Source organism: Variovorax sp. Soil_C_12 (assembly GCF_057657375.1).
Window position 1 is genome coordinate 144442 of record NZ_JBDGIO010000010.1, and the last position, 22554, is coordinate 166995.

Annotated in this window: 21 protein-coding genes and 1 tRNA gene; 10 read left to right on the forward strand and 12 right to left on the reverse strand. The window is 68.1% G+C overall.

Annotated elements, in window-relative coordinates:
- Positions 1-160: 160 nt before the first annotated feature.
- Together AC3A6X_RS24735 and AC3A6X_RS24740 are read left to right on the forward strand one after the other, a co-directional pair.
- On the forward strand, positions 161-3967 hold the full coding sequence (locus tag AC3A6X_RS24735; protein ID WP_487844670.1) for a DUF748 domain-containing protein: 3807 nt from the start codon (positions 161-163) through the stop codon (positions 3965-3967).
- A 92-nt stretch (positions 3968-4059) separates the two neighbouring features.
- Entirely contained in the window at positions 4060-6852 is a 2793-nt protein-coding gene (locus AC3A6X_RS24740; RefSeq protein WP_487844671.1) for a DUF349 domain-containing protein, read from the forward strand.
- A gap of 13 nt (positions 6853-6865) precedes the next feature.
- Here the strand turns inward: AC3A6X_RS24740 and AC3A6X_RS24745 are convergent, their stop codons facing one another.
- The 5 genes from AC3A6X_RS24745 to AC3A6X_RS24765 form a co-directional block, all read right to left on the reverse strand.
- Positions 6866-7663 carry a M90 family metallopeptidase gene (locus tag AC3A6X_RS24745; protein WP_487844672.1) on the reverse strand — a complete coding sequence of 266 codons (798 nt, stop codon included), beginning with the start codon at positions 7661-7663 and terminating at the stop codon, positions 6866-6868.
- Positions 7663-8424 carry a UDP-2,3-diacylglucosamine diphosphatase gene (locus AC3A6X_RS24750; protein WP_487844673.1) on the reverse strand — a complete coding sequence of 254 codons (762 nt, stop codon included), beginning with the start codon at positions 8422-8424 and terminating at the stop codon, positions 7663-7665. The genes AC3A6X_RS24745 and AC3A6X_RS24750 overlap by 1 nt, the downstream gene beginning before the upstream one ends.
- A 2-nt stretch (positions 8425-8426) precedes the next feature.
- On the reverse strand, positions 8427-8936 hold the full coding sequence (locus AC3A6X_RS24755) for a peptidylprolyl isomerase (protein WP_106558751.1): 510 nt from the start codon (positions 8934-8936) through the stop codon (positions 8427-8429).
- A 20-nt stretch (positions 8937-8956) separates the two neighbouring features.
- Positions 8957-9532, reverse strand: coding sequence for a peptidylprolyl isomerase (locus AC3A6X_RS24760; protein ID WP_487844674.1), 576 nt, complete (start codon positions 9530-9532; stop codon positions 8957-8959).
- A gap of 64 nt (positions 9533-9596) precedes the next feature.
- Positions 9597-10181: a tetratricopeptide repeat protein gene (locus tag AC3A6X_RS24765; protein WP_487844675.1), complete on the reverse strand. Its 585-nt coding sequence runs from the start codon at positions 10179-10181 to the stop codon at positions 9597-9599.
- 194 nt (positions 10182-10375) lie between these two features.
- Between AC3A6X_RS24765 and cysS the strand changes: the two genes are divergently transcribed.
- The 6 genes from cysS to AC3A6X_RS24795 all read left to right on the forward strand — a co-directional run bounded on the left by cysS (position 10376) and on the right by AC3A6X_RS24795 (position 15891).
- Positions 10376-11752, forward strand: coding sequence for a cysteine--tRNA ligase (gene cysS / locus AC3A6X_RS24770; protein ID WP_487844676.1), 1377 nt, complete (start codon positions 10376-10378; stop codon positions 11750-11752).
- A gap of 16 nt (positions 11753-11768) precedes the next feature.
- The gene (locus AC3A6X_RS24775) at positions 11769-12425 is read left to right on the forward strand and encodes a DNA-3-methyladenine glycosylase family protein (protein WP_487844677.1); all 657 of its coding nucleotides are present in this window, start codon (positions 11769-11771) and stop codon (positions 12423-12425) included.
- A gap of 15 nt (positions 12426-12440) precedes the next feature.
- Positions 12441-13421: an acetyl-CoA carboxylase carboxyltransferase subunit alpha gene (locus AC3A6X_RS24780; RefSeq protein ID WP_106558746.1), complete on the forward strand. Its 981-nt coding sequence runs from the start codon at positions 12441-12443 to the stop codon at positions 13419-13421.
- A 35-nt stretch (positions 13422-13456) separates the two neighbouring features.
- Positions 13457-14425 (forward strand): tRNA lysidine(34) synthetase TilS, encoded by a 969-nt coding sequence (tilS, locus tag AC3A6X_RS24785; protein ID WP_487844678.1) that lies wholly within the window; start codon positions 13457-13459, stop codon positions 14423-14425.
- An 82-nt stretch (positions 14426-14507) separates the two neighbouring features.
- Complete coding sequence (locus AC3A6X_RS24790) at positions 14508-15776, forward strand: aspartate kinase (RefSeq protein WP_106558744.1); 1269 nt, start codon at positions 14508-14510, stop codon at positions 15774-15776.
- 22 nt (positions 15777-15798) lie between these two features.
- Positions 15799-15891: transfer RNA gene (locus AC3A6X_RS24795), tRNA-Ser, on the forward strand.
- An 81-nt stretch (positions 15892-15972) separates the two neighbouring features.
- Here the strand turns inward: AC3A6X_RS24795 and AC3A6X_RS24800 are convergent.
- Positions 15973-16176: a hypothetical protein gene (locus tag AC3A6X_RS24800; RefSeq protein ID WP_309962105.1), complete on the reverse strand. Its 204-nt coding sequence runs from the start codon at positions 16174-16176 to the stop codon at positions 15973-15975.
- A gap of 563 nt (positions 16177-16739) precedes the next feature.
- Here AC3A6X_RS24800 and AC3A6X_RS24805 point away from each other — a divergent pair.
- Complete coding sequence (locus AC3A6X_RS24805; RefSeq protein WP_487844679.1) at positions 16740-16985, forward strand: hypothetical protein; 246 nt, start codon at positions 16740-16742, stop codon at positions 16983-16985.
- Between the two features lie 28 nt (positions 16986-17013).
- Here the strand turns inward: AC3A6X_RS24805 and AC3A6X_RS24810 are convergent, their stop codons facing one another.
- From AC3A6X_RS24810 to AC3A6X_RS24825, 4 genes are all read right to left on the reverse strand, one after another.
- A complete protein-coding gene (locus AC3A6X_RS24810) occupies positions 17014-18033 on the reverse strand; it encodes a S1 family peptidase (protein WP_487844680.1) in 1020 nt (339 codons plus the stop codon).
- A gap of 261 nt (positions 18034-18294) precedes the next feature.
- Positions 18295-18750: a hypothetical protein gene (locus AC3A6X_RS24815; protein ID WP_309962110.1), complete on the reverse strand. Its 456-nt coding sequence runs from the start codon at positions 18748-18750 to the stop codon at positions 18295-18297.
- A 375-nt stretch (positions 18751-19125) separates the two neighbouring features.
- Positions 19126-20358, reverse strand: coding sequence for an NAD(P)/FAD-dependent oxidoreductase (locus tag AC3A6X_RS24820; protein WP_487844681.1), 1233 nt, complete (start codon positions 20356-20358; stop codon positions 19126-19128).
- Positions 20345-20476 carry a hypothetical protein gene (locus AC3A6X_RS24825; protein WP_487844682.1) on the reverse strand — a complete coding sequence of 44 codons (132 nt, stop codon included), beginning with the start codon at positions 20474-20476 and terminating at the stop codon, positions 20345-20347. Before AC3A6X_RS24825 ends, AC3A6X_RS24820 begins: the two co-directional genes overlap by 14 nt.
- Positions 20477-20577: 101 nt before the next feature.
- Between AC3A6X_RS24825 and AC3A6X_RS24830 the strand changes: the two genes are divergently transcribed.
- Positions 20578-21408, forward strand: coding sequence for an IclR family transcriptional regulator (locus AC3A6X_RS24830; protein ID WP_487844683.1), 831 nt, complete (start codon positions 20578-20580; stop codon positions 21406-21408).
- A 21-nt stretch (positions 21409-21429) separates the two neighbouring features.
- Here the strand turns inward: AC3A6X_RS24830 and AC3A6X_RS24835 are convergent, their stop codons facing one another.
- Positions 21430-21606 carry a hypothetical protein gene (locus tag AC3A6X_RS24835; protein WP_164255777.1) on the reverse strand — a complete coding sequence of 59 codons (177 nt, stop codon included), beginning with the start codon at positions 21604-21606 and terminating at the stop codon, positions 21430-21432.
- A gap of 131 nt (positions 21607-21737) precedes the next feature.
- Positions 21738-22547, reverse strand: coding sequence for a PPK2 family polyphosphate kinase (locus AC3A6X_RS24840; RefSeq protein ID WP_487844684.1), 810 nt, complete (start codon positions 22545-22547; stop codon positions 21738-21740).
- Between the last annotated feature and the right edge of the window lie 7 nt (positions 22548-22554).

Sequence of the window (22554 nt, forward strand, 5' to 3'; positions counted from 1 at the left end):
TTGCTGCCAGCATGACTGGAACAATCCAACTTCCGGTCGAGCGAAAAGATGGCATGGGCGTGGCGCCCGCCATCGAGCCCGGAGGCCAGACATCAAGTCAGGCAGCCGGGCTTTCTAGTTTCTGGGAAGCTCCATCGGTTTGGGGCAAACTCGCCCTCCGATGAATGCTGCTTCGCTGAAACAAAACAAGTGGGTGCGGCGGGCGGTGCTGGCCTTGCTGGTGTTGCTCGCGCTCTGGGCTCTCGCCTGGCTCGCCGTCCCGCCGATCGCCAAAAGCCAGATCCAGAAGATCGCCAGCGAGAAATTGGGTCGCCAGGTCACGGTCGGCAAGATCGACTTCAAGCCCTGGACCCTGGAGCTCACGCTCGACGACCTGCGCATCGCGACGGCCGACGGCAGCCGCCCGCAACTGGCTGTCGGGCGCATCTATGCCGACGCCGAACTGCAGTCGATCGTGCGGCTGGCGCCCGTGATCGACGCCATCAGCGTCGATGCCCCCGCCATCCTGTTGACCCAGCGGGCGGACGGCAAATACGACATCGACGACATCCTGGCCAAGCTCGCCAGCGCCCCCGAGACGCCCAAGAGCGAGCCGCCGCGCTTCGCGATCTACAACATCGCCATCACCAACGGGTCGGTCGACTTCGACGACCAGGCCGTCAAGCGCAAGCATGAGTTGCGCAACTTCGTGCTCAAGGTGCCGTTCCTGAGCAACCTCCCTTCGCAGCGGACGATCAAGACCGAGCCCAAGCTGGCTTTCGTGCTCAACGGGAGCGCCTTCGATTCGGCAGCCGCTACCACGCCTTTCGCCGACGATCGCAAGACCGACGCCCAGATCAACTTCAAGGACCTGGACCTGGTGCCCTACCTGGGCTACATCCCCGCAGGCCTGCCGGTCGCCCTGCAGGCCGGCAAACTCGACGCGGACCTGAAGATCGACTTCGTGCAGACGGCCAGCACCGGTCTCAAGATCACCGGAACGGTGGCGGCGCACAGCATCCAACTCGCCGACTCGAAGGCGCGCGACCTGCTTCGCTTCGACTCGCTCAAGCTGGCACTGGCCGATGTGCGCCCGCTGGAGCGCGTGCTGCACCTGAGCGAGGTGGCGCTCGCCGCGCCGCAGCTGGTGTTGGCGCGCGACGCGGCCGGCCGGCTCAACCTGCTGCCCGCCGGCCCGGGCAGCGGCGCAGCCGAGAAGGCGCCACCGCCCGACGCCCCGCCGAACGGCGAGGCCGGCGCCAAACCCGCGGCGGCCGCGGCGCCGGGATGGCGCGTGCAGGTCGACAAGCTGGCCCTGTCCGGCGGCGAGATCGGATGGCGCGACCAGAGCATCCAGCCGGCGGCGGCGATCGACATGAAGCAGCTCCAGATCGACGCCAGCGCCATCGCCTGGCCGATGGAGAAGGCGGCCGTCTTCAGCGGTTCCACCACCGTGGGCGGCGCCGCACTCAAGTTCGGCGGCGAGGCGACCGACAAGGTTGCCAAGGTGCAAGCGAAGGTCGAGGCCCTGCCGCTGTCGCTGGCAGCGCCGTACCTGGCGCAGAGCCTGGAGCCCACGTTGGACGGCAAGCTCAGCGGCCAGATCGACGTCGCCTGGAACCAGCCCGACCTGAAGTTCAAGGCCAACCGAGTCGCGGTCGACGGGCTGGCGCTGACGCAGGCGAAGACGGCACTGGCCAGCGCGGGGCGCTTCGAGCTGGCCGATGCCGAGGTCGACATGACCAAGCACACGCTGAGCATCGCCTCGTTCAGCGCCAAAAGCCCCAAGGTGCTCATCGAGCGCGACAACGAGAAGCGCTGGATGTTCGAGCGCTGGCTCAAGGCGCCGCCAGGCGGCAGCCAGGCCGCGGGCACGGAGGCCAAGGCCGCCGCGCCCAAGGATCCGAAGGCAGCTGCCGCTGATGCCAACACCAAGCCTTGGGAGCTCTCCATCGGCACCGTGGCAGTCGACAACGGGGCGCTGTCCTATTCCGACAAGGCGGGCGCGACGCCGGTGGCCTTCGAAATCAGTGCCCTGAAGGTCAACGCCCAGAAGATCGCGCCCAACACTGCCACCGCCTCGCCGCTGCAGCTGTCCGGGCGCATCGCCGCCGGCCGCGCGGAAGCGGGGCGCTTCGACTACAAGGGCACGGTGGCACTCAAGCCGGTGGCGGCCGAGGGCCGGCTGGAAGTCGCCTCCGTCCCGGCGCACGCCTTCAAGGCCTACTACGCTGACGCGCTCAATATCGACATCCGGCGCGCCTTTGCCAGCTATCTCGGTACGGTCAAGTACAGCACCACGCCTGCCGGCATGAGCGTGAAACTGGCGGGCGACACGGCGCTGGAAGACTTCCGCGCCAACAGCGCGACGCTGACCCAATCGCCTGGCCAGGCCAATCGCAGCAACCAGCTGCTGAGGTGGAAGACCCTGAACCTGCGCGGGCTGCAGGTCAACCTGGTGCCCCAGGCGCCGCTGGCGGTGGACGTGCGCGAAACCACGCTGACCGACTTCTTCGCGCGCGTGATCATCGATCCGACAGGTCGCCTCAATCTGCAGGATCTCACCAAGAAGCCCGGAGAGCCGGCGCCAGCGCCGGCGGGCGAGGCCAGCACGCGGCGCAGCCTCGGCGGCACCACCACGACCACGACCGCCAAGAAACAGGCGGCGCCTTCCGGTAGCGCCCCGGTGTCCGCGGAGGCGATGGTCGGCGGCGCGCCCCCGCCGCCTTCGGCCGCGACCTCCGCGGCGACGGCGAAGGCGCCGGCGCCCGAGAGCGGCGGTCCCGCGCCGATCATCAACTTCGGCCCCATGAACCTGGTCAACGGGCGCATCGACTTCAGTGACCTGTTCGTCAAGCCCAACTACTCGGCCGACCTCAGCGAGCTGACCGGCAAGCTCAGCGCCTTCTCGTCCAAGCCGCAGGGCGACAGGCCGGCGCTGGCCGATCTCGAGCTGCGCGGCAAGGCCCAGCAGACGGCCGCTCTGGAGATCACCGGCAAGCTCAACCCGCTGGCCAAGCCGCTGGAGCTCGACATCACCGCCAAGATGCGCGAGCTCGACCTGCCGCCGCTGTCGCCGTATTCGGTGCGCTACGCCGGCCACGGCATCGAGCGCGGCAAGCTCAGCATGGAAGTGAGCTACAAGATCACGCCAGACGGCCAGCTCACTGCCACCAACAAGTTGGTGCTGAACCAGCTGCAGTTCGGCGAGGAGGTGCAGGGCGCGCCCAACAGCCTGCCGGTGCGCCTCGCCGTCGCCCTGCTGGCTGACCGCAACGGCGTGATCGACATCGACTTCCCCATCAGCGGCTCCCTCAACGATCCGCAGTTCAGCATCGGCCCCTTGATCCTGAAGGCGATCGTCAACCTGATCGCCAAGGCCGCGACCGCGCCCTTCGCACTGCTGACGGGCGGCCTCGGCGGCGGCAGCGGGGAATCGAGCACCGTCACCTTCGCGCCTGGCAGCGCGGCACTGTCGGCCGAGGCGAAACAGGGCCTGGACAAGGTCGCCAAGGCGCTGACCGACCGGCCCGCGCTGCGCATGACGGTGGTGGGCACCTCCAGCCTCGAGCCGGAGCGTGAGGCCTACCAGCGCCAGCGCGTGCGCGACCTCGCCCAGTCCGAGAAGCGCCGCGCGGCAGCGCGCAGCAACCAGAGCGCGGCCGACGTGACGCCGGTCACCGACGCCGAATACCCCGAGCTGCTGGCTGCGGTGTACAAACGCTCCGACCTCAAGACCAAGCCGCGGAACGTGATTGGCCTGGCCAAGGATGTTCCGGTGAAGGAGATGGAAGACCTGCTGATGGCCAGCATCCCGGTCGACGAGGAGTCGATGCGCCAGCTGGCCGTCGAGCGCGGCGCCGCCGTGCGCGACTACCTGCTGGCGCAGAAGCTGCCCAGCGAGCGGCTGTTCCTCGGCGCGGTACGCACCAAGGGCGGAGACGCCAACTGGAAACCCGGAGCGGAACTGAATCTGGCCACCCGCTGACCCCACGCGCCGCAACTCGGCGAAAATGGCGAGGTGCGCCGGCAAATGCCGGCGCCTTCGCTTTCCTCTACAGATCAGGTTTTATTCGCGCAGTGACTTCAACTTCGACCAAGCCCCACGACCTCCAGTCCCTCGACACGATGACGGGCGGCGCCTTCACTGCACCGACCTCGGGGGAGCGCGCCCAGCGCATCCGCGACTGGCTGGCCGGCAATCCGGCGCCCGAGCAGATGCAGGAGGTGTTCAAGGAATTGAGCGGCCGCGACAAGGGCGCCGCACGCCTCCTGCGCGAGAAGCTCGACGAGCTCAAGCGCGCCCGCGGCCAGGAGGCCATCGCCGCCGAATGGGCCCAGAAGGCCGAGGCGCTGCTGGCCCAGCCCAAGCTCAACATTGCCGATGCCCTGGCCTGGCAGCGCGATGCGGCCAAGGCCGGGGCTCCCTTGTCGCGCGAGCCGCTGGCGAGCTTCAAGGCGCGTCTGGCCGAGCGCGTGAAGGGCATCGAGGATCTTCAGCACCGCGCGCAAGTGCATCGCGAAGCGGCCGTGCTGCTGGCGCAGCGCTTCGAGGTGCTGTCGACCAAAGGCTGGCGCGACGCCCAGGCCGCTGAAGAAGCGCTGCGCGCGGACGTGGTGCACTGGCAGCAGCAGGCCGCCGAGATCACGGCCGACGGCAACTGGACCAGCCTGGACGCCAAGTTCGCGCCGCAGCTGGAGTCGTCCAAGGCGCAGTTGCTGGTGGTGTCCGATGCCTTCCACCAGGCGCTGGCGCAGACCGTGGCCGCCGCCGAGGATGCGGCGGCGCCCCTGCCGCCCGTGCCGGTATGGGCCGACGAATTGCGCGTGGCCCGCGGCGGCGCACCCGAAGCGGCGCCTCCCGCCGCGCAGAAGCCACCGGTGCCGAAGGTCGATCCCGAGAAACGGGCTGCCGCCCAGGCCGCCGTGGAGGCCGCGCTCGCCAAGCTCGAGCAGGAAACCGCCGAGGGCCATGGCAAGGCCAGCGCCGGCGCCGCAGCGGCGTTGCGCGCGGTGCTCAAGGAGCACGGCAAGATGGTCGATGCCCCGCTCGAGGCCCGCGTGCATGCAGCCCTGGTCGCCGCCGGCGAGCTCGAAGGCTGGCAGCGCTGGAGCGCCGACAAGGTGCGCGAGGACCTGGTGGCCAAGGCCGAAAGCCTGCTCAAGCGTCCCGAGGGCCAGGCCCTGGGCGGCCGCAAGATGCAGGAGACGCTGCGCAGCCTGCGCGAGCAATGGAAGCAGGCCGACCAGGGCGGCGTGCCCAACCACGCACTGTGGAAGCGCTTCGACGAGGCCTGCAACGAGGCCCACAAGGTGGTGGAGGCCTGGCTCGAGAAGGTGCGCGCCGATGCGGCCGAGCACCGGGCCCAGCGCCTGGCGCTGATCGAGGAGGTCAAGGCGTGGGCCGAGGCGCAGGCCGGCAACACCGACCTCAAGGCCTACAACCGCGCGCTGCACCAGTTCGCGGATCGCTGGCGCGACGCCGGCCATGTGGGCGAAAAGGTGTTCGCCGAGCTGCAGCCCCAGTGGAATGCGGCCTTCGGCATGGCGCGCGCGCCCTTCGAGGTGGCGCAGAAGGCCAGTATCGAGCGCCGCCAGGCCATGATCGCCGAGGCCACGGAGCTCGGCGCCGCGCCGATGCTGCGCATCGATGCCGTCAAGGCCCTGCAGCAGCGCTGGCAGGCCGAGGCGCAGACGGTGCCGCTGGACCGCCGCCAGGAACAAAAACTGTGGGACACCTTCCGCGCCCCGATCGACGAGGCCTTCAACCGGAAGACCGCCGATCGCGAGAAGGCGGCCGCCGCCATGAGCGAGCACGACCGTTACGTGCTCGATGCCTCGAAGGCGCTGGAAGCCGCGAATGCCACCGGGGATGCGCAGAAGATTCGCGCCGCAGTGGCTCGGCTCGAAGGCGCCCTGCGCGGTGAGGCGCCACCGCCCGCACCGAAGGCTGCAGCGGCCGACGGGCCTTCTGTTGGCGCGACCGAGGTCGTGGCGCCCGGTCAGGCGGCCGCCGAGTTCGGCGAGAGCGCCGAGCAGGCGCCCGCGTCGGGCGATGCCGAGGCTTCGCCCCCGTCGGCAGCCGCCGAAGCTGCGGTGCCAACGCCCGACTTGGTGGCGCCTGCCGATGGCGCCGATGCCTCGGCCCGCACCGACGCCGCCGAGGCTGAGGCTCCACCGGCGCCCGCAGCACCGCCCAAGCCGGCCCCCAAGCCCGTGATCGCGGTGCGCGGCGACGACCGGCCCGGCAACAAGAAGGCCGAAGCAGCGCCCATGGGGCGCGGCAACAGCCGCTTCGGCGGCGATCGCCGCGACAGCCGTAGTGGCCCGCCCGGCCGCGCCGGCGACCGAGGAGGCCCGGGCGCCGGCCGCTTCGGCGACCGTCCGCCGCGCGAGGAGCGTGGCCCCCGCCTCGGCGACACCGCCTTCCGCGCCCAGCGCGATGCACTGGAGCGCGCCGAGCAGGCCCTGCGCAAGCTCGCCGCCCAGGCCCACGGCGAGGCGTTGACCCAGGTGCTGGGCGCGTGGGAGCAGCGCGATGCGTCGAAGCTGCCCAGCGTGCAGGAGCTGGGCCGCGCGGTCACGCCCGCCGTGCGCGGGCAGTGGTCGCAGGCCCTGACCTCCGGCCCCTCGGCCAAGGCCGACGATGCCGCCGAGGCCCTGCTTCGGCTGGAGATGGCGGCCGAAGTGCCGACGCCGGCCGAGCAGCTCGACGCGCGTCGCGCCCTGCAGCTGAAACTGCTGACGCGGCGCGGCGATCCCGCCCCGGCGCAGACCTGGGGCCAGGACGCCGGCACAGTGCTGGCGACGGCGCACGACGCCGCTTCGGCGCGCCGCCTGCAGAACGCGCTCAAGGCGCTGCTGCGCAAGTGAGGGAGGAGGGCGCCTAGGCCTGTGGGGCCGGGCGCCTGAAGAACTCGTCGAACAGCGCGACCAGGCCGGGGAATTCCAGCGTCAGCTTCGCGCGGTTCACGAAATAGGCCTCGCAGGCCACGGCGAAGAACTCGCCCGGCGATGTGGCGCCGTAGGCATCGAGCCATGGCGCCTCGCCGCCGAAGCGCTCGGCGACGATCGTTCTCTCGCGGAAATCCTCGTAGGCCGGCTGCAGCACCGCGAACCAGGCGATGCGCGCGGCGCGAGCGCTCGTCGTGCCCGCAAATCCGGCCGGCAGCAGCGGACAGCCGTCGGCCGCGCCGCTCTTCATGTCGATCTTGTGGGCGAACTCGTGGATCACGACGTTGTAGCCCGCGTCCTGCGTGACGCTGCCGGCCAGCACGTCCTGCCAGCTCAGCATCACCGGGCCGCGGTCCATCGCCTCGCCGGCCAGGATCTCGTCGTACTCGTGGACCACGCCGGTCTCGTCGACGGTCTTGCGCCGGGCCACGGCCTCGGAAGGGTGGATGACGATGCCGACGAAATCGTCGTACCAGCGCAGGCCGCCCGTCAGGTGCAGCACCGGCAGCACGGCCTGCGCCGCCACGGCGAGCGCGACCTCGTCGGTGATGACGAAGCCGTGGGCGCCATGGAATTCCTTGTCGCGCAGGAACTCCGCTGCCAGGCGGCGCAGGCGCTCGAGGTCGGTACCGGGTCGATCGGCAAGGAAAGGGTAGCGCGCGAGGGTCGCCCGCCATGCGGGCTCGGGGATCGGGGGCGGAGTGCGCAGGCCGCGCAGCCAACCGAACATCAGCGCAGATCGACGCGTTGCGGGCCTGCGCTCGACAGGCACAGCAGCTGCGCGCGGGCCGGATGGGCCTTGAGGTCCCAGTCGCTCAGCACGAGGCGCTGGAGGCCGTCGCCGAGCGCATGGGCCGCGGGCCGGTGCGTGTGGCCGTGGACCAGCGTCGTCGCGCCGGCCTGCCGCAGCCAGTCGCGCGCGGCATCGGCATCGACATCGGCCCAGACCATGCCGGGGCTGCGCTTGCGGTCCTCGCTCTGCGCGCGCATCGAGCGGGCGAGGGCGCGCCGCTGCGCCAGCGGACGGGCGAGGAAGGCGCCCTGCCAGGCGGGGGTGCGCACCTCGGCCCGGAAGCGCAGGTACTCGGTGTCCTCGAGGCAGAGAAGATCGCCGTGGCTCAGCAGCCAGCGCCGATCATGCAGGGCCAGCACGGTCGGATCGTCGAGCAGCTGCATGCCGCATTGCGCGGCGAAGGCGGCGCCGAGCAGGAAGTCGCGGTTGCCGTGCATGAAGAACAGCGGCCGGCGCGCAGCGGCTTCGCGCAGCACTTCGGCGCATTGCGCCTCGAAGCCGGGCTCGGCTGCCGCATCGTCGCCGACCCAGACCTCGAACAGGTCGCCGAGGATGAAGATCGCGTCCGCCGGCGTGGTCTGCAGGTAGCCGCGCCACGCCTCGAAGGTCGCCGGGTCCGCGGACTGCAGGTGGAGGTCGGAGATGAGGTCGACCGTGCGCCACGCCGCGGGAGCCACGAGCTCGGCGAAAGCCGTCATCTTCAGCCCTTGACGACGGCCTTCTCGATGATCACGTCTTCCAGCGGCACGTCGTCGTGGAAGCCCTTGCGGCCGGTCTTCACGGCCTTGATCTTGTCGACCACTTCCTTGCCGTCGATGACCTTGCCGAACACCGCATAGCCCCAGCCCTGCGCCGACGGCGCGGTGTGGTTGAGGAAACCGTTGTCGGCCACGTTGATGAAGAACTGGGCGGTGGCCGAGTGCGGCGCGCTGGTGCGGGCCATGGCCACGGTGTAGTTGTCGTTCTTCAGGCCGTTGTTGGCCTCGTTCTGGATCTCGGCACCCGTCGGCTTCTGCGACATGCCCGGCTCGAAGCCGCCGCCTTGCACCATGAAGCCGGGGATCACGCGGTGGAACACCGTGTTGTCGTAGTGGCCCTTGGTCACGTAGGCGAGGAAGTTCTCGACCGACTTCGGCGCCTTGTCCTGGTCCAGTTCGAGCGTGATGACGCCCTGGTTCTTGATGTGCAGTTCGACTTGGGGGTTGCTCATGAGGGCTCCTTGTTGATTGCTTACTTCGCCACGGTGGCGGATTGAATGGTGACGCTTTCGAGCGGCACGTCCTGCATGCCGCCCTTGTTGCCCGTGCGCACGGCGCGGATTTTGTCGACGACCTCGGTGCCCGAGACCACCTTGCCGAATACGGTGTAGCCGTGGCCGTCGGGATTGGGGGCGTTGAGCATGGCGTTGTCCTTCACGTTGATGAAGAACTGGGAGGTCGCCGAATTGGGATTGGCGGTGCGCGCCATCGCGATCGTGTACTTGTCGTTCTTCAGGCCGTTGCTCGCTTCCAGCGGGACCGGCGCGCGCGTGGGCTTTTGCTGCAGCTCGGGCGTGAAGCCGCCGCCCTGGATCATGAAGCCGTCGATCACGCGGTGGAACACCGTGCCGTCGTAGTGCTTGTCGCGCACGTACTGCAGGAAGTTCTCGACCGTCTTGGGTGCCTTGTCGGGCGCGAGCTCGACCACGATGTCGCCGGCCGAGGTGGCGAACTTGACGCGCGGCGCGCTCTGCTGCGCCCACGCGGCGCCTGCCAGGCTCAGCGTCGAGACGAGGATGAGTGCCGTGCGACGGGAAAGAATGTGCATGGTGTGGAAGTGGAACGGGCTGAAAGAAAGGCGCCTGGATGGCCGCGCGCCCAAGGGCAGCAGGCTAGCGGCGCACCGGCTTGCGGGCATCGGCCGGCGCTGACGGCAGCGTGGCGCTGCCCGGCGCGCTGAACAGCTGGCGGATCAGCGCGAGCTTGGGCGCGATGCTGGTGTTGCTCGTCTCGAGCTGCTGCGCGCGGCCATAGGACTGACCGGCGAGACGGGCGTAGACGTCGCCCAGGTTCTCGTGCGCTGTGGCGTAGCTCGGATTGAGCTTGATCGCCATCTCCAGCGCCGCGCGCGCCTTGTCGAACTGGCTCTGGGAGGCGTAGAGGGCCGCGAGGTTGTTGTAGGGCTCGGGCAATTCGGGAAAGTCCTGAGTGAGCTGCGTGAAGGCCGTGACCGCCTCGGCCTGCTTGCCCTGCTCGGTCAGGATCACGCCGCGCAGGAAGCGCATCTGCGGGTCGCGTGGTTTGCCGGCGATGTAGGCGTCGGCCTTGGCCAGTGCCTCGGGTGCCTTGCCCTGGCGCAGCAGGGTGTTGACATCGAGGTAGTCGTCGGCGTGCGCCGCAACGGCCGCGAAGGCGAGCAACAGGACCGACAGGAAGCGCGGGATGAAAGAGGGGGAGGGGGCAGCGGCGTGCTTCATGAGCCTCGGGAGATGGGGAGGAACGCGGGCCTCGAAAACACCAGGGAAAATAACGGGACCGGCCGTTTATACTGACGCGGGATTGTAGCCGAGGGGCTCCCTTCATCCTCTCGTTGCCATAGCATCCTCACCCCTGAAAAAATCTCTGTCGTGCGCCCGTTTCGCGTGGGCGCTTCCGGCATTTCCCTTGTCTCATGAGTCTTCGCATCTACAACACGCTGTCGCGTGAACTGGAGGATTTTTCTCCTCTGCAACCCGGACGGGTGCGCATGTACGTGTGCGGGATGACGGTCTACGACTACTGCCATCTCGGGCACGCGCGTTCGATGATTGCCTTCGACGTGGTGCAGCGGTGGCTCAAGATCTCGGGCCTCGAGGTCGAGTACGTGCGCAACATCACCGACATCGACGACAAGATCATCCGTCGCGCGGTGGAAAACGGCGAGAGCATCCGCGCGCTGACCGACCGCATGATCGAGGCCCTGCACGAGGACGCCGACGCGCTGGGCATCGAGCGGCCCACGCACGAGCCGCGTGCCACCGAGTACGTGCCGCAGATGCTGGCGATGATCTCCACGCTGGAGCAGAAGGGTCTGGCCTACCGCTCGACCAACGGCGACGTCAACTACGCGGTGCGCAAGTTCCCCGGCTACGGCAAGCTCAGCGGCAAGTCGCTCGACGAGCTCCATGCCGGCGAGCGCGTGGCCGTGCTGGACGGCAAAGACGACCCGCTCGACCCGGTGCTCTGGAAGAGCGCCAAGCCCACCGAGCCCGAGGAGGTGAAGTGGGCCAGCGAGTTCGGTCCGGGCCGCCCCGGCTGGCACATCGAATGCTCGGCCATGGCCTGCCAGCTGCTCGGCGAAACCGTCGACATCCACGGCGGCGGCATGGACCTGCAGTTTCCCCACCACGAGAACGAGATCGCGCAGAGCGAGGGTGCCAACGGCAAGCCCCTGGCCCGCACCTGGATGCACAACGGCTTCATCAACATCGACGACGAGAAGATGTCCAAGAGCCTGGGCAACTTCTTCCTCATTCGCGACGTGCTGAAGGAGTTCGATGCCGAGACCGTCCGCTTCTTCGTCGTGCGCGCGCACTACCGCAGCCCGCTCAACTACAGCGACGTGCACCTGGACGACGCACGTGCCTCGCTCAGGCGGCTCTACACGGCGTTGCACCTGGTGGCGCCGGCCGAGGTCGCGATCGACTGGACCGAGCCCCATCCCGCGCGCTTCAAGGCCGCGATGGACGAGGACTTCGGCACGCCCGAGGCGGTGGCCGTGCTCTTCGACCTGGCCGGGGAAGTGAACCGCAAGAAATCGGCCCAGGCCGCCGGCCTCCTGAAGGCGCTGGGCGCCTGCATCGGCCTGCTGCAGGCCGATCCCGAGGCCTTCCTGCAGGCCGGCAGCACCCTCGACGATGCCTCGATCCAGGCCCTGATCGCGCGACGCGCCCAAGCCAAGGCGGCCAAGAACTTCGCCGAGGCGGATCGCATCCGCAGCGAGCTGCTGGCCCAGGGCATCGTGCTCAAGGACTCGCCGACCGGCACCACCTGGACCACCGTCAAGTGAGGGCATGAGAACAACAATGCCTCCCGCCAAGAAGTCCCCCCTCATCGAAATCCACACGCCGCCCTACTGGGAAGAGGCCTGCAAGTACCTGGCGCGGAAGGACCGCGTCATGAAGCGGCTGATCCCGCAATTCGGCGACGCCTGCCTGGAGTCGCGTGGCGACGCCTTCACCACGCTGGCGCGCAGCATCGTGGGCCAGCAGATCTCGGTGAAGGCCGCCCAATCGGTGTGGGACCGCTTCGCCGAGCTGCCGCGCAAAATGACGCCGGCGAACGTGCTCAAGCTCAAGGTCGACGACATGCGCTCGGCTGGCCTGTCGGCGCGCAAGGTCGAGTACCTGGTCGATCTGGCGCTGAATTTCGACTCCGGCACCGTCCACGTCGATGCCTGGAAAGACATGTCCGACGAGATGATCATCGCGGAGCTGGTCGCGATCCGCGGCATCGGCCGCTGGACCGCCGAGATGTTCCTGATCTTCCACCTCATGCGGCCCAACGTGCTGCCGCTGGACGATGCCGGGCTGATCACGGGCATCAGCCGCAGCTATTTCTCGGGCGATCCGGTCAGCCGCAGCGATGCGCGCGAGGTCGCCGTCGCCTGGGCCCCATACTGCAGCGTCGCGACTTGGTATATTTGGCGATCGCTCGACCCCCTGCCGGTGGTCGCATACTGACAAGAGGAGAAGACGTTGGCGAAACGAACCTTTCTCGACTTCGAGCAGCCCGTCGCGGAGCTCGAATCCAAGATTGAAGAGCTGCGCTATGTGCAGACCGAGTCGGCGGTCGACATCTCGGAAGAGATCGACCAGCTCGGCAAGAAGAGCCTTCAGCTCACCAAGGAAATCTACAGCGACCTGACGCCCTGGCAGATCACCAAGATCGCCCGGCATCCGGAGCGCCCCTACACGCTGGACTACGTCCACGAGATCTTCACCGACTTCGTCGAGCTGCACGGCGACCGCCATTTCGCGGACGACCTCTCGATCGTCGGCGGCCTGGCGCGTTTCAACGGTACGCCCTGCATGGTGCTGGGCCACCAGAAGGGCCGCGACACCAAGGAGCGCACAGCGCGCAACTTCGGCATGAGCAAGCCCGAGGGCTACCGCAAGGCGCTGCGGCTCATGAAGACGGCCGAGAAGTTCAAGCTGCCGGTCTTCACCTTCGTCGACACGCCGGGCGCCTACCCGGGCATCGATGCCGAGGAGCGCGGCCAGTCCGAGGCCATCGGCCGCAACATCTTCGAGATGGCGCAACTCGAGGTGCCGGTGATCGTCACCATCATCGGCGAGGGCGGCTCCGGCGGCGCGCTGGCCATCTCTGTCGGCGACCAGGTGCTGATGCTGCAGTACTCGGTCTACTCGGTGATCAGCCCCGAAGGCTGCGCCTCCATACTCTGGAAGACCAGCGACAAGGCCCAGGAAGCGGCCGACGCGCTGGGCATCACCGCCCACCGCCTCAAGGCCCTGGGCCTGGTCGACAAGATCGTCAACGAGCCCGTCGGCGGCGCGCACCGCGACCATCGCCAGATGGCCGCCTTCCTCAAGCGCGCGCTTAACGATGCCTTCCGCCAGGTCGCCGATCTGCGGCCCAAGGAGCTGCTCGACCGCCGCTACGAGCGTCTGCAGAGCTACGGCCGCTTCGCCGACACCAAGGCCGAGAGCGCCAAGTAGCCCTTCGCGGGCTGCCTGCAGCCCGCCAATCCCCGATGGAGAATCCCGCCGCCCTCGCGCTAGCGTCCTGGGCGGCGCCGCTGCCGCTGGGCATCGCCTACAGCGGCGGGGCCGACTCCACCGCGCTGCTGCACGCCGCCGCGAGCCGCTGGCCTGGACAGGTGCAGGCGCTCCATGTGCATCACGGCCTGCAACCGGCGGCCGACGACTTTGAAGTCCATTGCCGCGCGACCTGCGAGGCCTTGGGCGTGCCGCTGCACGTGGGCCACGTGGACGCGCGGCATGCGCCCGGCGAGAGTCCCGAAGACGCGGCGCGCCGGGCGCGGTATGTGACGCTGGCGGCCGTGGCCCGGGTGCATGGGCTGGGCGATATTGCACTGGCCCAGCATGCCGACGACCAGGTCGAGACGATGCTCATCGCGCTCAGCCGCGGCGCCGGCCTCGACGGCCTAGCCGGCATGCCGCGGCAGATGCAGCGGCATGGCGTGAACTTCCATCGGCCGCTGCTGGAAGTGCAGGCCGTGGCGCTGCGCGAATGGATCGCCGGGAGCGGAACCGCCCACATCGACGACCCCAGCAACGCCGACCTGCGCTATACGCGCAACCGGATCCGGCTGCAGCTGCTGCCGGCGCTCGCCGCGACGCTGCCGCAGTTCCGCGAGACCTTCGCGCGCTCGGCGCGCAACGCCGCCAAGGCCTCGCGGCTGCTGGTCGAGGTCGCCGCTTCGGACAGCGCGGCCGCAGGCTCGCCGCCCGCGCTGGAAGCCCTGCGCAGCTTGCCGCGCGGGCGGCTCGCCAACGTGCTGCGCCATTGGCTCAAGCGCGAGCACGACGCGGTGCCCAGCGAGGCCCAGCTCGAACAGCTGCTCGACCAGATCGAGGCCTGCAGCACCCGCGGCCACCGCATCCGCCTCAAGGTTGCGGACGGTTACGTCCAGCGGGAGGGCGACATTCTGCGTTGGTACAATGCCCGGCCTCCGTCGCAGCCTGCAGCCTTGCGCTGAAGCAGGCACCCCAGGCTTACGACAGGGCCCCCGGACGCCGGCACTGCGGCAGGCATCCGAATCCTTCTCCTTGACTTCACCCATGGCATTGATCGTTCACAAATACGGCGGCACGTCGATGGGCTCGACCGAGCGCATCCGAAATGTCGCCAAGCGCGTCGCCAAGTGGGCGCGCGCCGGCCACCAGATGGTGGTGGTCCCGAGCGCCATGAGCGGCGAGACCAATCGCCTGCTCGGCCTCGCCAAAGAGCTGGCACCCGGCAAGGTCGACGACGACCACAACCGAGAGCTCGACATGCTCGCGGCCACCGGCGAGCAGGCCTCGTCGGCGCTGCTGGCGATCGCGCTGCAGGCCGAGGGCATGCAGGCCGTCAGCTACGCCGGCTGGCAGGTGCAGGTGAGGACCGACAGCGCCTTCACCAAGGCTCGCATCGAGAGCATCGAAGACGAGCGCGTGCGCGCCGACCTCGATGCGGGCAAGGTGGTGGTCATCACCGGCTTCCAGGGCGTGGACGACGCCGGCAACATCACCACGCTGGGCCGCGGCGGCAGCGACACCTCGGCGGTCGCGATCGCGGCGGCGATGAAGGCGCACGAGTGCCTGATCTACACCGACGTCGACGGCGTCTACACCACCGACCCGCGTGTCGAGCCCGATGCGCGCCGCCTCACCACCGTGAGCTTCGAGGAGATGCTCGAGATGGCGAGCCTGGGCTCCAAGGTGCTGCAGATTCGCTCGGTCGAGTTCGCCGGCAAGTACAAGGTGCCGCTGCGGGTGCTGTCCAGCTTCACGCCCTGGGACATCGACATCAAGGAAGAGGCCCGCTCGGGCACCCTGATCACATTCGAGGAAGACGAAAACATGGAACAAGCCGTCGTATCCGGCATCGCGTTCAACCGTGACGAAGCCAAGATCTCCGTGCTCGGCGTGCCCGACAAGCCGGGCATCGCGTACCACATCCTGGGCGCCGTGGCCGATGCCAACGTCGAGGTCGACGTCATCATCCAGAACCTGAGCAAGGACGGCCGCACCGACTTCAGCTTCACGGTCCACCGCAACGACTACGCCAAGACCGTCGACCTGCTCAAGGAAAAGGTGCTGCCCACCCTGGGCGCGGCCGACATCGTCGGCGACACCAAGATCTGCAAGGTCAGCATCGTCGGCATCGGCATGCGCAGCCACGTGGGCGTGGCCAGCAAGATGTTCCGCGTGCTGAGCGAGGAGGGCATCAACATCCAGATGATCTCCACCAGCGAGATCAAGACCTCGGTCGTGATCGACGAGAAGTACATGGAGCTCGCCGTGCGCGCGCTGCACAAGGCCTTCGATCTCGATCAACCGGCCTCTTAAGCTGGCATAATCGCTTTTTGCTGGAAACGTGACCGAGTGGCCGAAGGTGCTCCCCTGCTAAGGGAGTATGGGGTGTAGAGCCTCATCGAGGGTTCGAATCCCTCCGTTTCCGCCAGGATCCAAATGAGAAAAGCCGTTGTGACCCAACGGCTTTTTTCATTTCTGGCGCCGCCATGGTCCCCTCATTGCAGTCGCTTCAAGCCTCCCGCTCCTCGATCCAGTGGGTGCCGTCGCCGTAGGTCTCGTTGCCTGCCGCCATGATCTGCTCAAGGGTGCGGCGGTTGTCGAAAGTGTCCGGATGCCACAGCCCGCCGCCAGGGTGCGCCGGCACACCCTCGACGGTGAGCTGTTCATCGTCCTTTGCAATCCCATCGGACCAACGCAGTCGGATCTCTTTCAATTTGGCCTTCCCGGGGGGGTCCTATAGATCGATGATACGGCGCAGGATGTTGAACGGGTACAAGGCTCCTCGAGCAGCTGTCTGCGGGTTCTTCGGCGCTTCGTCCCGTCAAGGGCGGCTCCTCGATGCCGCCGACTTGTCGCGATCGATCGGACATGAAAAAGCCGCCTCGATGGGCGGCTTTCGATTGTTTGGCCGTGGGCACTTACGCGGTCCACGTTACGGCATGTTCACTTGCAGGAGCCACCTTGTGTTTTTCTCGTCGTGGTAGCTCTTGTTCGACGTGCCGTTGTGAGATCCGGCTTTGCCTGCGCAGGCATTTGCTCAGAAACTTGAGCAAGGGCGGAGTGTACCACGCCCGGTGAGACGCCCTTCCAGGGAAGCGCTCGCCGTACATCCGTAGTACACGCAATGACGGAATGGGGTCATACTGGCCTCACGCCGTCCCTAGCGTCTTGACAACTCGCTTCCGACCCCAGTATTGCTCCTCGGGTGCCCCAGAGGAGCCATCGCGGAGCAAGATCGTGTTAATACGCCTTCCCAGCCGTCCAGCATCAGCTCAGATGCCGATGCATCTTCTCCACATGCTGGGGTTGAGCGTATTGCCGCTATGCGTCACCGGACTGGCCGACATCGAGAGGGTGGCAAGGCTCCAGACGGCCGGTCTGGTGACGGCGACGCTGCCGAAGTGGCGCGACAGCTGCCGGGCTGTCTGGGCCACTGTTCATTCGATCACGCCTCGTGGCTACAGGGCGTTGGGGCGGTTCAAACTGGCCGAGGCGGCGAACGCAAGCTCACTCGAGGCTTGAGCGCGGCGCAAGGAATCGTGCGAGCGATTCAGGCTGCCATCGTGGCCTTGGAGGGCGCGGTCAGGGCCATGAGCACATCCGCGTACCAGGCGCAGTTGAGCCCAAGCGATTCGTCCTGCACGAGGTCGCGTGTTCGCATGTCCATGCGCGTGGAATGCACCCCCAGCAATTGCCAAGGCAACTGCGATCTGTCCGCGCTCGGATGGTGGATGCGCCGCAGCACCGGGGCACCGCTGCTGCCTCGATGGGTGCGGGCATCGGTCAGAAAATAGCCCTGCTGCTGGAAGCGCACGCCGAATGCCGAGGCAATGGATGCACTGCGCACCACGGGCAGATGATGCACCGTGTCATGGAAGCCCAGCGGGAAGCCGACGATGACCAGCGCATCTCCGACCTCGGCCACGCCACCCGAAGGTTCGAGGTGCTCGGGGCCGAACGCATGCAGGATGCAGGGGTCGGGCAAGTAACTGACGTCGATCTCGATGGCGGCCACATCCACGTCGCCGGCGGTGTCGGCTGCCTGGCGCCATTGGCTCAGGCCCCCGCGATACAGCGGCACCGAAACGGCCGCGTAGCGCGTCAGATCGAGCTTGTCGGTATGCACCTCGATCTCGATGCGGTCGGGGTAGTGGCTGCTCGTTTCATCGGCAAGGACATGCCGGCTGGTGACCAGGAACAGCCGCCCCTCGCGGCGAAAGAAAAAGCCGCTGGCGCCGGACAGGGAGCAGGGCCCTTGGAAGGTGCTGACGCGCGTCGTGGTCAGGAGCGCCGCTTCGGTGGCAGTGCGCGGCGCGGCTGGCGCCGTGCCGGCGAGCACCGCGCGCATGCGGGCAATCTCGCGCTCGAAGGTGGAAAGGACCTGATCGAAAAGGGGAACGTGCTGCATCACCGTGCGCGCGGCCTCGGCATGCGCCTCGAACGAACGCACCAGGTGACCATGGGAGGCGACCGGCAGTGCCTCCAGCAGCGCGGGAAGGAGAGCGTCGATCGCCATCAAGCTCCCTTTGAGTTCGCAGATGCGCTCGCTGGCATCTTGAAGGGTCTTCATGATCGCGTGCGCCTTCCAAAAAAAGAAACGCGGTCAAGCCGCGTTCTCGAGATAGGGGCTGCCGCGGATATCGCCAGGGTCTGCGCGACGATCGGGAGCAGCGCGAATGCTGGAGGACTGAATCCCCCTCGGCGTCATGCTGGTTTAGCGCAGTGTACGCCGGATCGACATCCGCGCGCCCGCAGGATCAGGCCACGCGCTCCTCGATCCAGCGCGTGCCCGCGCATGGGCCTCGTTGCCCGGCCTGCATGGCCTGCAAGCTCAACCCCCCGGCCAACGCCCAAAGCGCTCGTAAATCGCCGACTTGAGCCTCTTGATCTCCATCAGCGCATCCAGCTTCGGTGCCTCCTTGCCCGAGAGGATCGGCGCGACATGGCCTGCGATGTCCCTGCAGGCCTGCGCGTCGCAGGCGCAGCGTGCGAGCTGCTTCTGGCGTTCGGGAAGGCTCAGCTGCGCGAAATCCTGCATCAGGGATTCGCTGACGCGCAAAGAGGCCGCGGCGGCCGCCAGGCTCATCTGGATGGCGGCGCGCAGGCGGTTGCCGAAGTCGTTCTCCTCCTGGATGCGCGATTCGGCTTCCTGCCTTGCCGGCGTCAGGCAGCCGATGTCCGTGGGTGCGAAGTAGGGGACCGCCGCCGCCATCGGACTGCGGCCGGCAATGATTTCTTCGACCAGGGCGCGTGCCTTCTCAACTGTTTCAAGATCCGGTGATTCCATGTCCAGTCCTCGAAGTCTTCAACGTCGTTTCGAATCTGTCGAAGTGTCGTTGTTGCGAGGGAGGCCAGGTGTGGAGATCGCCAGAAATGCACGCACGCTGTTAAATCGTCGACGCTTCCGCCATGCGCACCGCGGGCGGGGCATTGCGGCGCCGAGCTGCATTGATACTTTTTACTTCGGAGCCCATGACCCATCACCGGCGATGCGATCGGGCGCCGCCGAAAAAAAGAGACCCGCCGAAGCGGGTCAAGGTCGGCCCTTCACAGATGAGGAACGGAGGGGCCAGGGCCGACAAGAGCCAATGTAGTCCCCGAATTGGGAGCGATCTGGGAGAAGGCCTTGCAAGGCGCCTTGCAAGCGCATGCAGCGCCTTTCTCAGCGGGCGGCAGCCCGCGCTCCAAGCATGCCGCTCGCGATGGACTGCGCGGTGTTGATGGAATCCGTGAGCCCCAGGTGACCGTGGCCGACCGCCAGCCAGAGCCCGGGCCGCCCGGCCGCCGGGCCGATGACCGGCACCGAGTCGGGCATGCAGGGGCGGTGGCCCATCCATTGCGTGGTCTGCAGGTCGTCCAGGCCTTCGAAGGTCTCGCGCGCGATGCGCTCCAGGATCGCGGCGCGACGCGGATCGGGCGGGTGCTCGAGGCCGCCGATCTCCACCGTGCCGCCCACGCGCAGGCCGTCTTCCATCGGCGTGACGAAGATCTTGCGATCGGCCAGCACCACTGTGCGCGAGACGGTGTCGCGTCCGCCCTGGAACTGCACGTGGTAGCCGCGCTGGCTCTCCAGCGCCAGCCGCAAGCCCAGCGGGTCCAGCAGCCGGCGCGACCAGGCACCGGCGGCCACCACCACCTGGTCGAAGCTGTCCTCGGCGCCATCGGCCGCGCCCGCCGTGGCGAGGCGCCAGCGCCCACCGTCCAGCGGCGTCATCGCGCGCACCTCCTCGCGCCGCAGCCGGCCGCCGCGCGCGGTGAAGGCACGCACCATCGCCTGCACATAGCGGAAAGGATTGACGATGGTCGCGTGGTCGGCCACGAACACCCCGATGCGGTAGCGCTCGCCCACGCGCGGCTCCAGCGCCAGGATGCCGTCGCGGTCCAGCTGCTGGAACGGGTAGCCGTAGTGCTGCCGCATGCGCCAGCCGTCGGCGTCCTTCGCCAGGGCGCGTGCATCGGGGTACAGGTGCAGGTGGCCGCGCCGCACGAAGAGCTCGGGCACGCCGAGCTCGCGCGCCAGCGCTTCGTGGCGGTCGAGGGCGCCCGTGTGCAGCGCGGCCAGCTTGGCGGCCGAGAGCGCGACCCGCGAGGGCTGGGCGGAGGCGACGAAGCGCATCAGCCACGGCGCCGCCTTCGGCAGGTAGGACAGGGGCAGATGCAGCGGGCTCTCCTCGTCCAGCAGCATGCGCGGCACCGAAGAGAGGATGCCGGGCATGGCCAGCGGGGCCACCGAGCCCGGGCTGATGGCGCCCGAGTTGCCGTAGCTGCAGCCGCGGCCGGGCTCGTCGCGGTCGATCAGCGTGACGGCCGCGCCGCGCTTGCGCAGCGCCAGCGCGATGCAGCTGCCGACCACGCCGGCGCCGACGACGGCGACCCGCGGTTCAGACGACGGCATGGGAGCCGGAGCGCCGGCGCCTGGCCGACACGAACAGCTCGCGCGCCGGATGGCCGGAGGTGTCGTTGCCGGGCAGCGGGGCCGGGAGCAGGGCGATCAGAAAGAGGACTTGCAGCATGAGGGCTTTGCGGGGGAAGGGCGCACTGTATTACGTGCCCTATCGTTTATCAATACGATGTATTGCAATGCAATAATGACGGACCCACTCGAGAGGCACGCATGCCCCGCGCCAGATCCATCGCAGCCGCCCCCGCGCGCAAGGCGCGCAAGCCGGACGCCGGCCTGGACAGCTCGCTCTTCATCGCATCGATCGCCAAGTGCTTCCAGGTGCTGGAGGCGCTCAATGCGGCAGGGCGCGCGGTCGCGCTGACCGAGCTGGCGGCGCTGGCGCAGCTGGACCGCAGTGCGGTGCAGCGCGTCACACACACCCTGCATGCGCTCGGCTATCTGCGCCAGCATCCGCTCACGCGGGCCTTCACGCTGTCGGGCCGGATGCTGGAATTCGGCCACACGGTGCTCGCGACCGACCGGCTGCGCGAGAAGGCGAGCCCGCACCTGGAGGCGCTGAACCGCAAGACCGGCGAGACGGTCAACCTCACGGAGATGGAGGGGCCGGAGATCGTCTACGTCGTGCGCTTTCCCAGCCTGCACGCGGTGAGCGTCGACCTGCACGTGGGCTCGCGGCTGCCGGTGTACTGCAGCGCGGCCGGCCGCGCGATCCTGTCGAGGCTCGACGAAGCCGAGGCGATGGCGATGCTGGGGGCCATGAAGCGCACGTCGATGACCAAGCGGACGGTGACCGATCTGCAGGGCCTGCGCGCCGCGCTGGCGAGGGCGCGCGAACTGGGCTATGCGCTGAACGACCAGGAGACCTTCGTGGGGGACATTTCGATCGCTGCGGCGCTGACCAATCGCGTCGGGGAGCCGGTCGGCGCCATCAACATCGCGGTCCCTTCGCCGCGCTGGCAGCTGGCGGAGGTGCTGCGGCGCCTGGTGCCGCAGCTGCTGAAGACGGCGCGCGAGATCAATCGGGAACTGGCCGACCTCTGAAGAGGGGCCGGCCGTGCGGTCTCAGCGGGTGCGCGCGTCCTTGCAGGTGTCGATCAGCGCGATCGAGCGCTCGACGCGCAGCGCGATCTCGTCATGCAGTGCCTTCGGTGCCCGGCTGGTGGCCAGCACGAGCAGGATGCCGGTGCCGATCGCTGAAAGAAGGCCGGTCATCAGCTCGGAAGAAGTCAAGACGTCCATCTGGGGATCCTTGGAGTAGGTGACGGCTCGGGGTGAGCAGGCACGCAGTCTCCCACCTGCCCCCACGACCTCTCAATACGCCATTCGGAGGAGAGACGAAGGTCGGAGGACGTAGAAGATGCGGCGCTGTCCTACACCACGACCAGCCCGTCCAGTGATTGATCGGCGGGAGGCACCGCGAGCTCCATGCCGCGCAGGGTCTTGACCAGCAGCTGCGCGATCATCAGGTTGCGATGGCGCTTGCTGTCGGCGGGGATCACGTGCCAGGGCGCGTGCCTGCTGGAAGTGGCGGCCAGCGCCTGTTCGTAGGCGTGCTGGTAGGCCGCCCACTTCTTGCGCACATCCAGATCGCTGCGCTGGAATTTCCAGCGCTTGGCCGGCTCGTCGATGCGCGCCTGCAGGCGTTCGCGCTGCGCCTGCTTGCTGATGTGCAGCATGCACTTGACGACCACCGTGCCGGTCTCGGCGAGCAGGCGCTCGAAGTCCTGGATCTGCGCGTAGCGGCGCCGCAGCTCGGCCTTGTCGATCCAGCCTTCGACCCAGGGCACCAGCACGTCCTCGTAATGGCTGCGGTTCCACACCATGATCTCGCCGCTGCGCGGCACGTTGGCGTGGCAGCGCCACAGGTAGTCGCGGGCGCGTTCGTCATCGTTCGGTGCCTTGAAGGCCGTCACGCGCACGCCCAGCGGCGAGGTGCGCGAGAACACCCACCGGATGGTGCCGTCCTTGCCGCTGGTGTCCATGCCCTGCAGCACCAGGAGCACCTTGCGCCGGCCCTCGGCATGCAGCAGGTTCTGCAGCTCGTCGAGCTCGCCGGCCAGCTGTTCGAGCCGATCCCGCTGGGCCTGCTCGTCGCCTTCCAGAAAGGGCGAGTCGGCAGGGTCGATGCTCGCGAGGCTGAACTTGCCGCCCTCGACGCGGTACTTCTTGAAGCTGGCCATGCGCGGA

Bases quoted from the DNA above. Each gene is read 5' to 3' on its own strand.
- AC3A6X_RS24820 (WP_487844681.1), bottom strand. From the start codon at position 20,358: ATGCCGTCGTCTGAACCGCGGGTCGCCGTCGTCGGCGCCGGCGTGGTC.
- AC3A6X_RS24830 (WP_487844683.1), top strand. From the start codon at position 20,578: ATGCCCCGCGCCAGATCCATCGCAGCCGCCCCCGCGCGCAAGGCGCGC.
- AC3A6X_RS24760 (WP_487844674.1), bottom strand. From the start codon at position 9,532: ATGCACATTCTTTCCCGTCGCACGGCACTCATCCTCGTCTCGACGCTG.
- AC3A6X_RS24755 (WP_106558751.1), bottom strand. From the start codon at position 8,936: ATGAGCAACCCCCAAGTCGAACTGCACATCAAGAACCAGGGCGTCATC.
- AC3A6X_RS24790 (WP_106558744.1), top strand. From the start codon at position 14,508: ATGGCATTGATCGTTCACAAATACGGCGGCACGTCGATGGGCTCGACC.
- AC3A6X_RS24735 (WP_487844670.1), top strand. From the start codon at position 161: ATGAATGCTGCTTCGCTGAAACAAAACAAGTGGGTGCGGCGGGCGGTG.
- AC3A6X_RS24745 (WP_487844672.1), bottom strand. From the start codon at position 7,663: ATGTTCGGTTGGCTGCGCGGCCTGCGCACTCCGCCCCCGATCCCCGAG.
- cysS (WP_487844676.1), top strand. From the start codon at position 10,376: ATGAGTCTTCGCATCTACAACACGCTGTCGCGTGAACTGGAGGATTTT.
- AC3A6X_RS24815 (WP_309962110.1), bottom strand. From the start codon at position 18,750: ATGGAATCACCGGATCTTGAAACAGTTGAGAAGGCACGCGCCCTGGTC.
- AC3A6X_RS24765 (WP_487844675.1), bottom strand. From the start codon at position 10,181: ATGAAGCACGCCGCTGCCCCCTCCCCCTCTTTCATCCCGCGCTTCCTG.
- AC3A6X_RS24750 (WP_487844673.1), bottom strand. From the start codon at position 8,424: ATGACGGCTTTCGCCGAGCTCGTGGCTCCCGCGGCGTGGCGCACGGTC.
- AC3A6X_RS24825 (WP_487844682.1), bottom strand. From the start codon at position 20,476: ATGCTGCAAGTCCTCTTTCTGATCGCCCTGCTCCCGGCCCCGCTGCCC.
- AC3A6X_RS24810 (WP_487844680.1), bottom strand. From the start codon at position 18,033: ATGAAGACCCTTCAAGATGCCAGCGAGCGCATCTGCGAACTCAAAGGG.
- AC3A6X_RS24805 (WP_487844679.1), top strand. From the start codon at position 16,740: ATGCCGATGCATCTTCTCCACATGCTGGGGTTGAGCGTATTGCCGCTA.
- AC3A6X_RS24840 (WP_487844684.1), bottom strand. From the start codon at position 22,547: ATGGCCAGCTTCAAGAAGTACCGCGTCGAGGGCGGCAAGTTCAGCCTC.
- tilS (WP_487844678.1), top strand. From the start codon at position 13,457: ATGGAGAATCCCGCCGCCCTCGCGCTAGCGTCCTGGGCGGCGCCGCTG.
- AC3A6X_RS24775 (WP_487844677.1), top strand. From the start codon at position 11,769: ATGCCTCCCGCCAAGAAGTCCCCCCTCATCGAAATCCACACGCCGCCC.
- AC3A6X_RS24835 (WP_164255777.1), bottom strand. From the start codon at position 21,606: ATGGACGTCTTGACTTCTTCCGAGCTGATGACCGGCCTTCTTTCAGCG.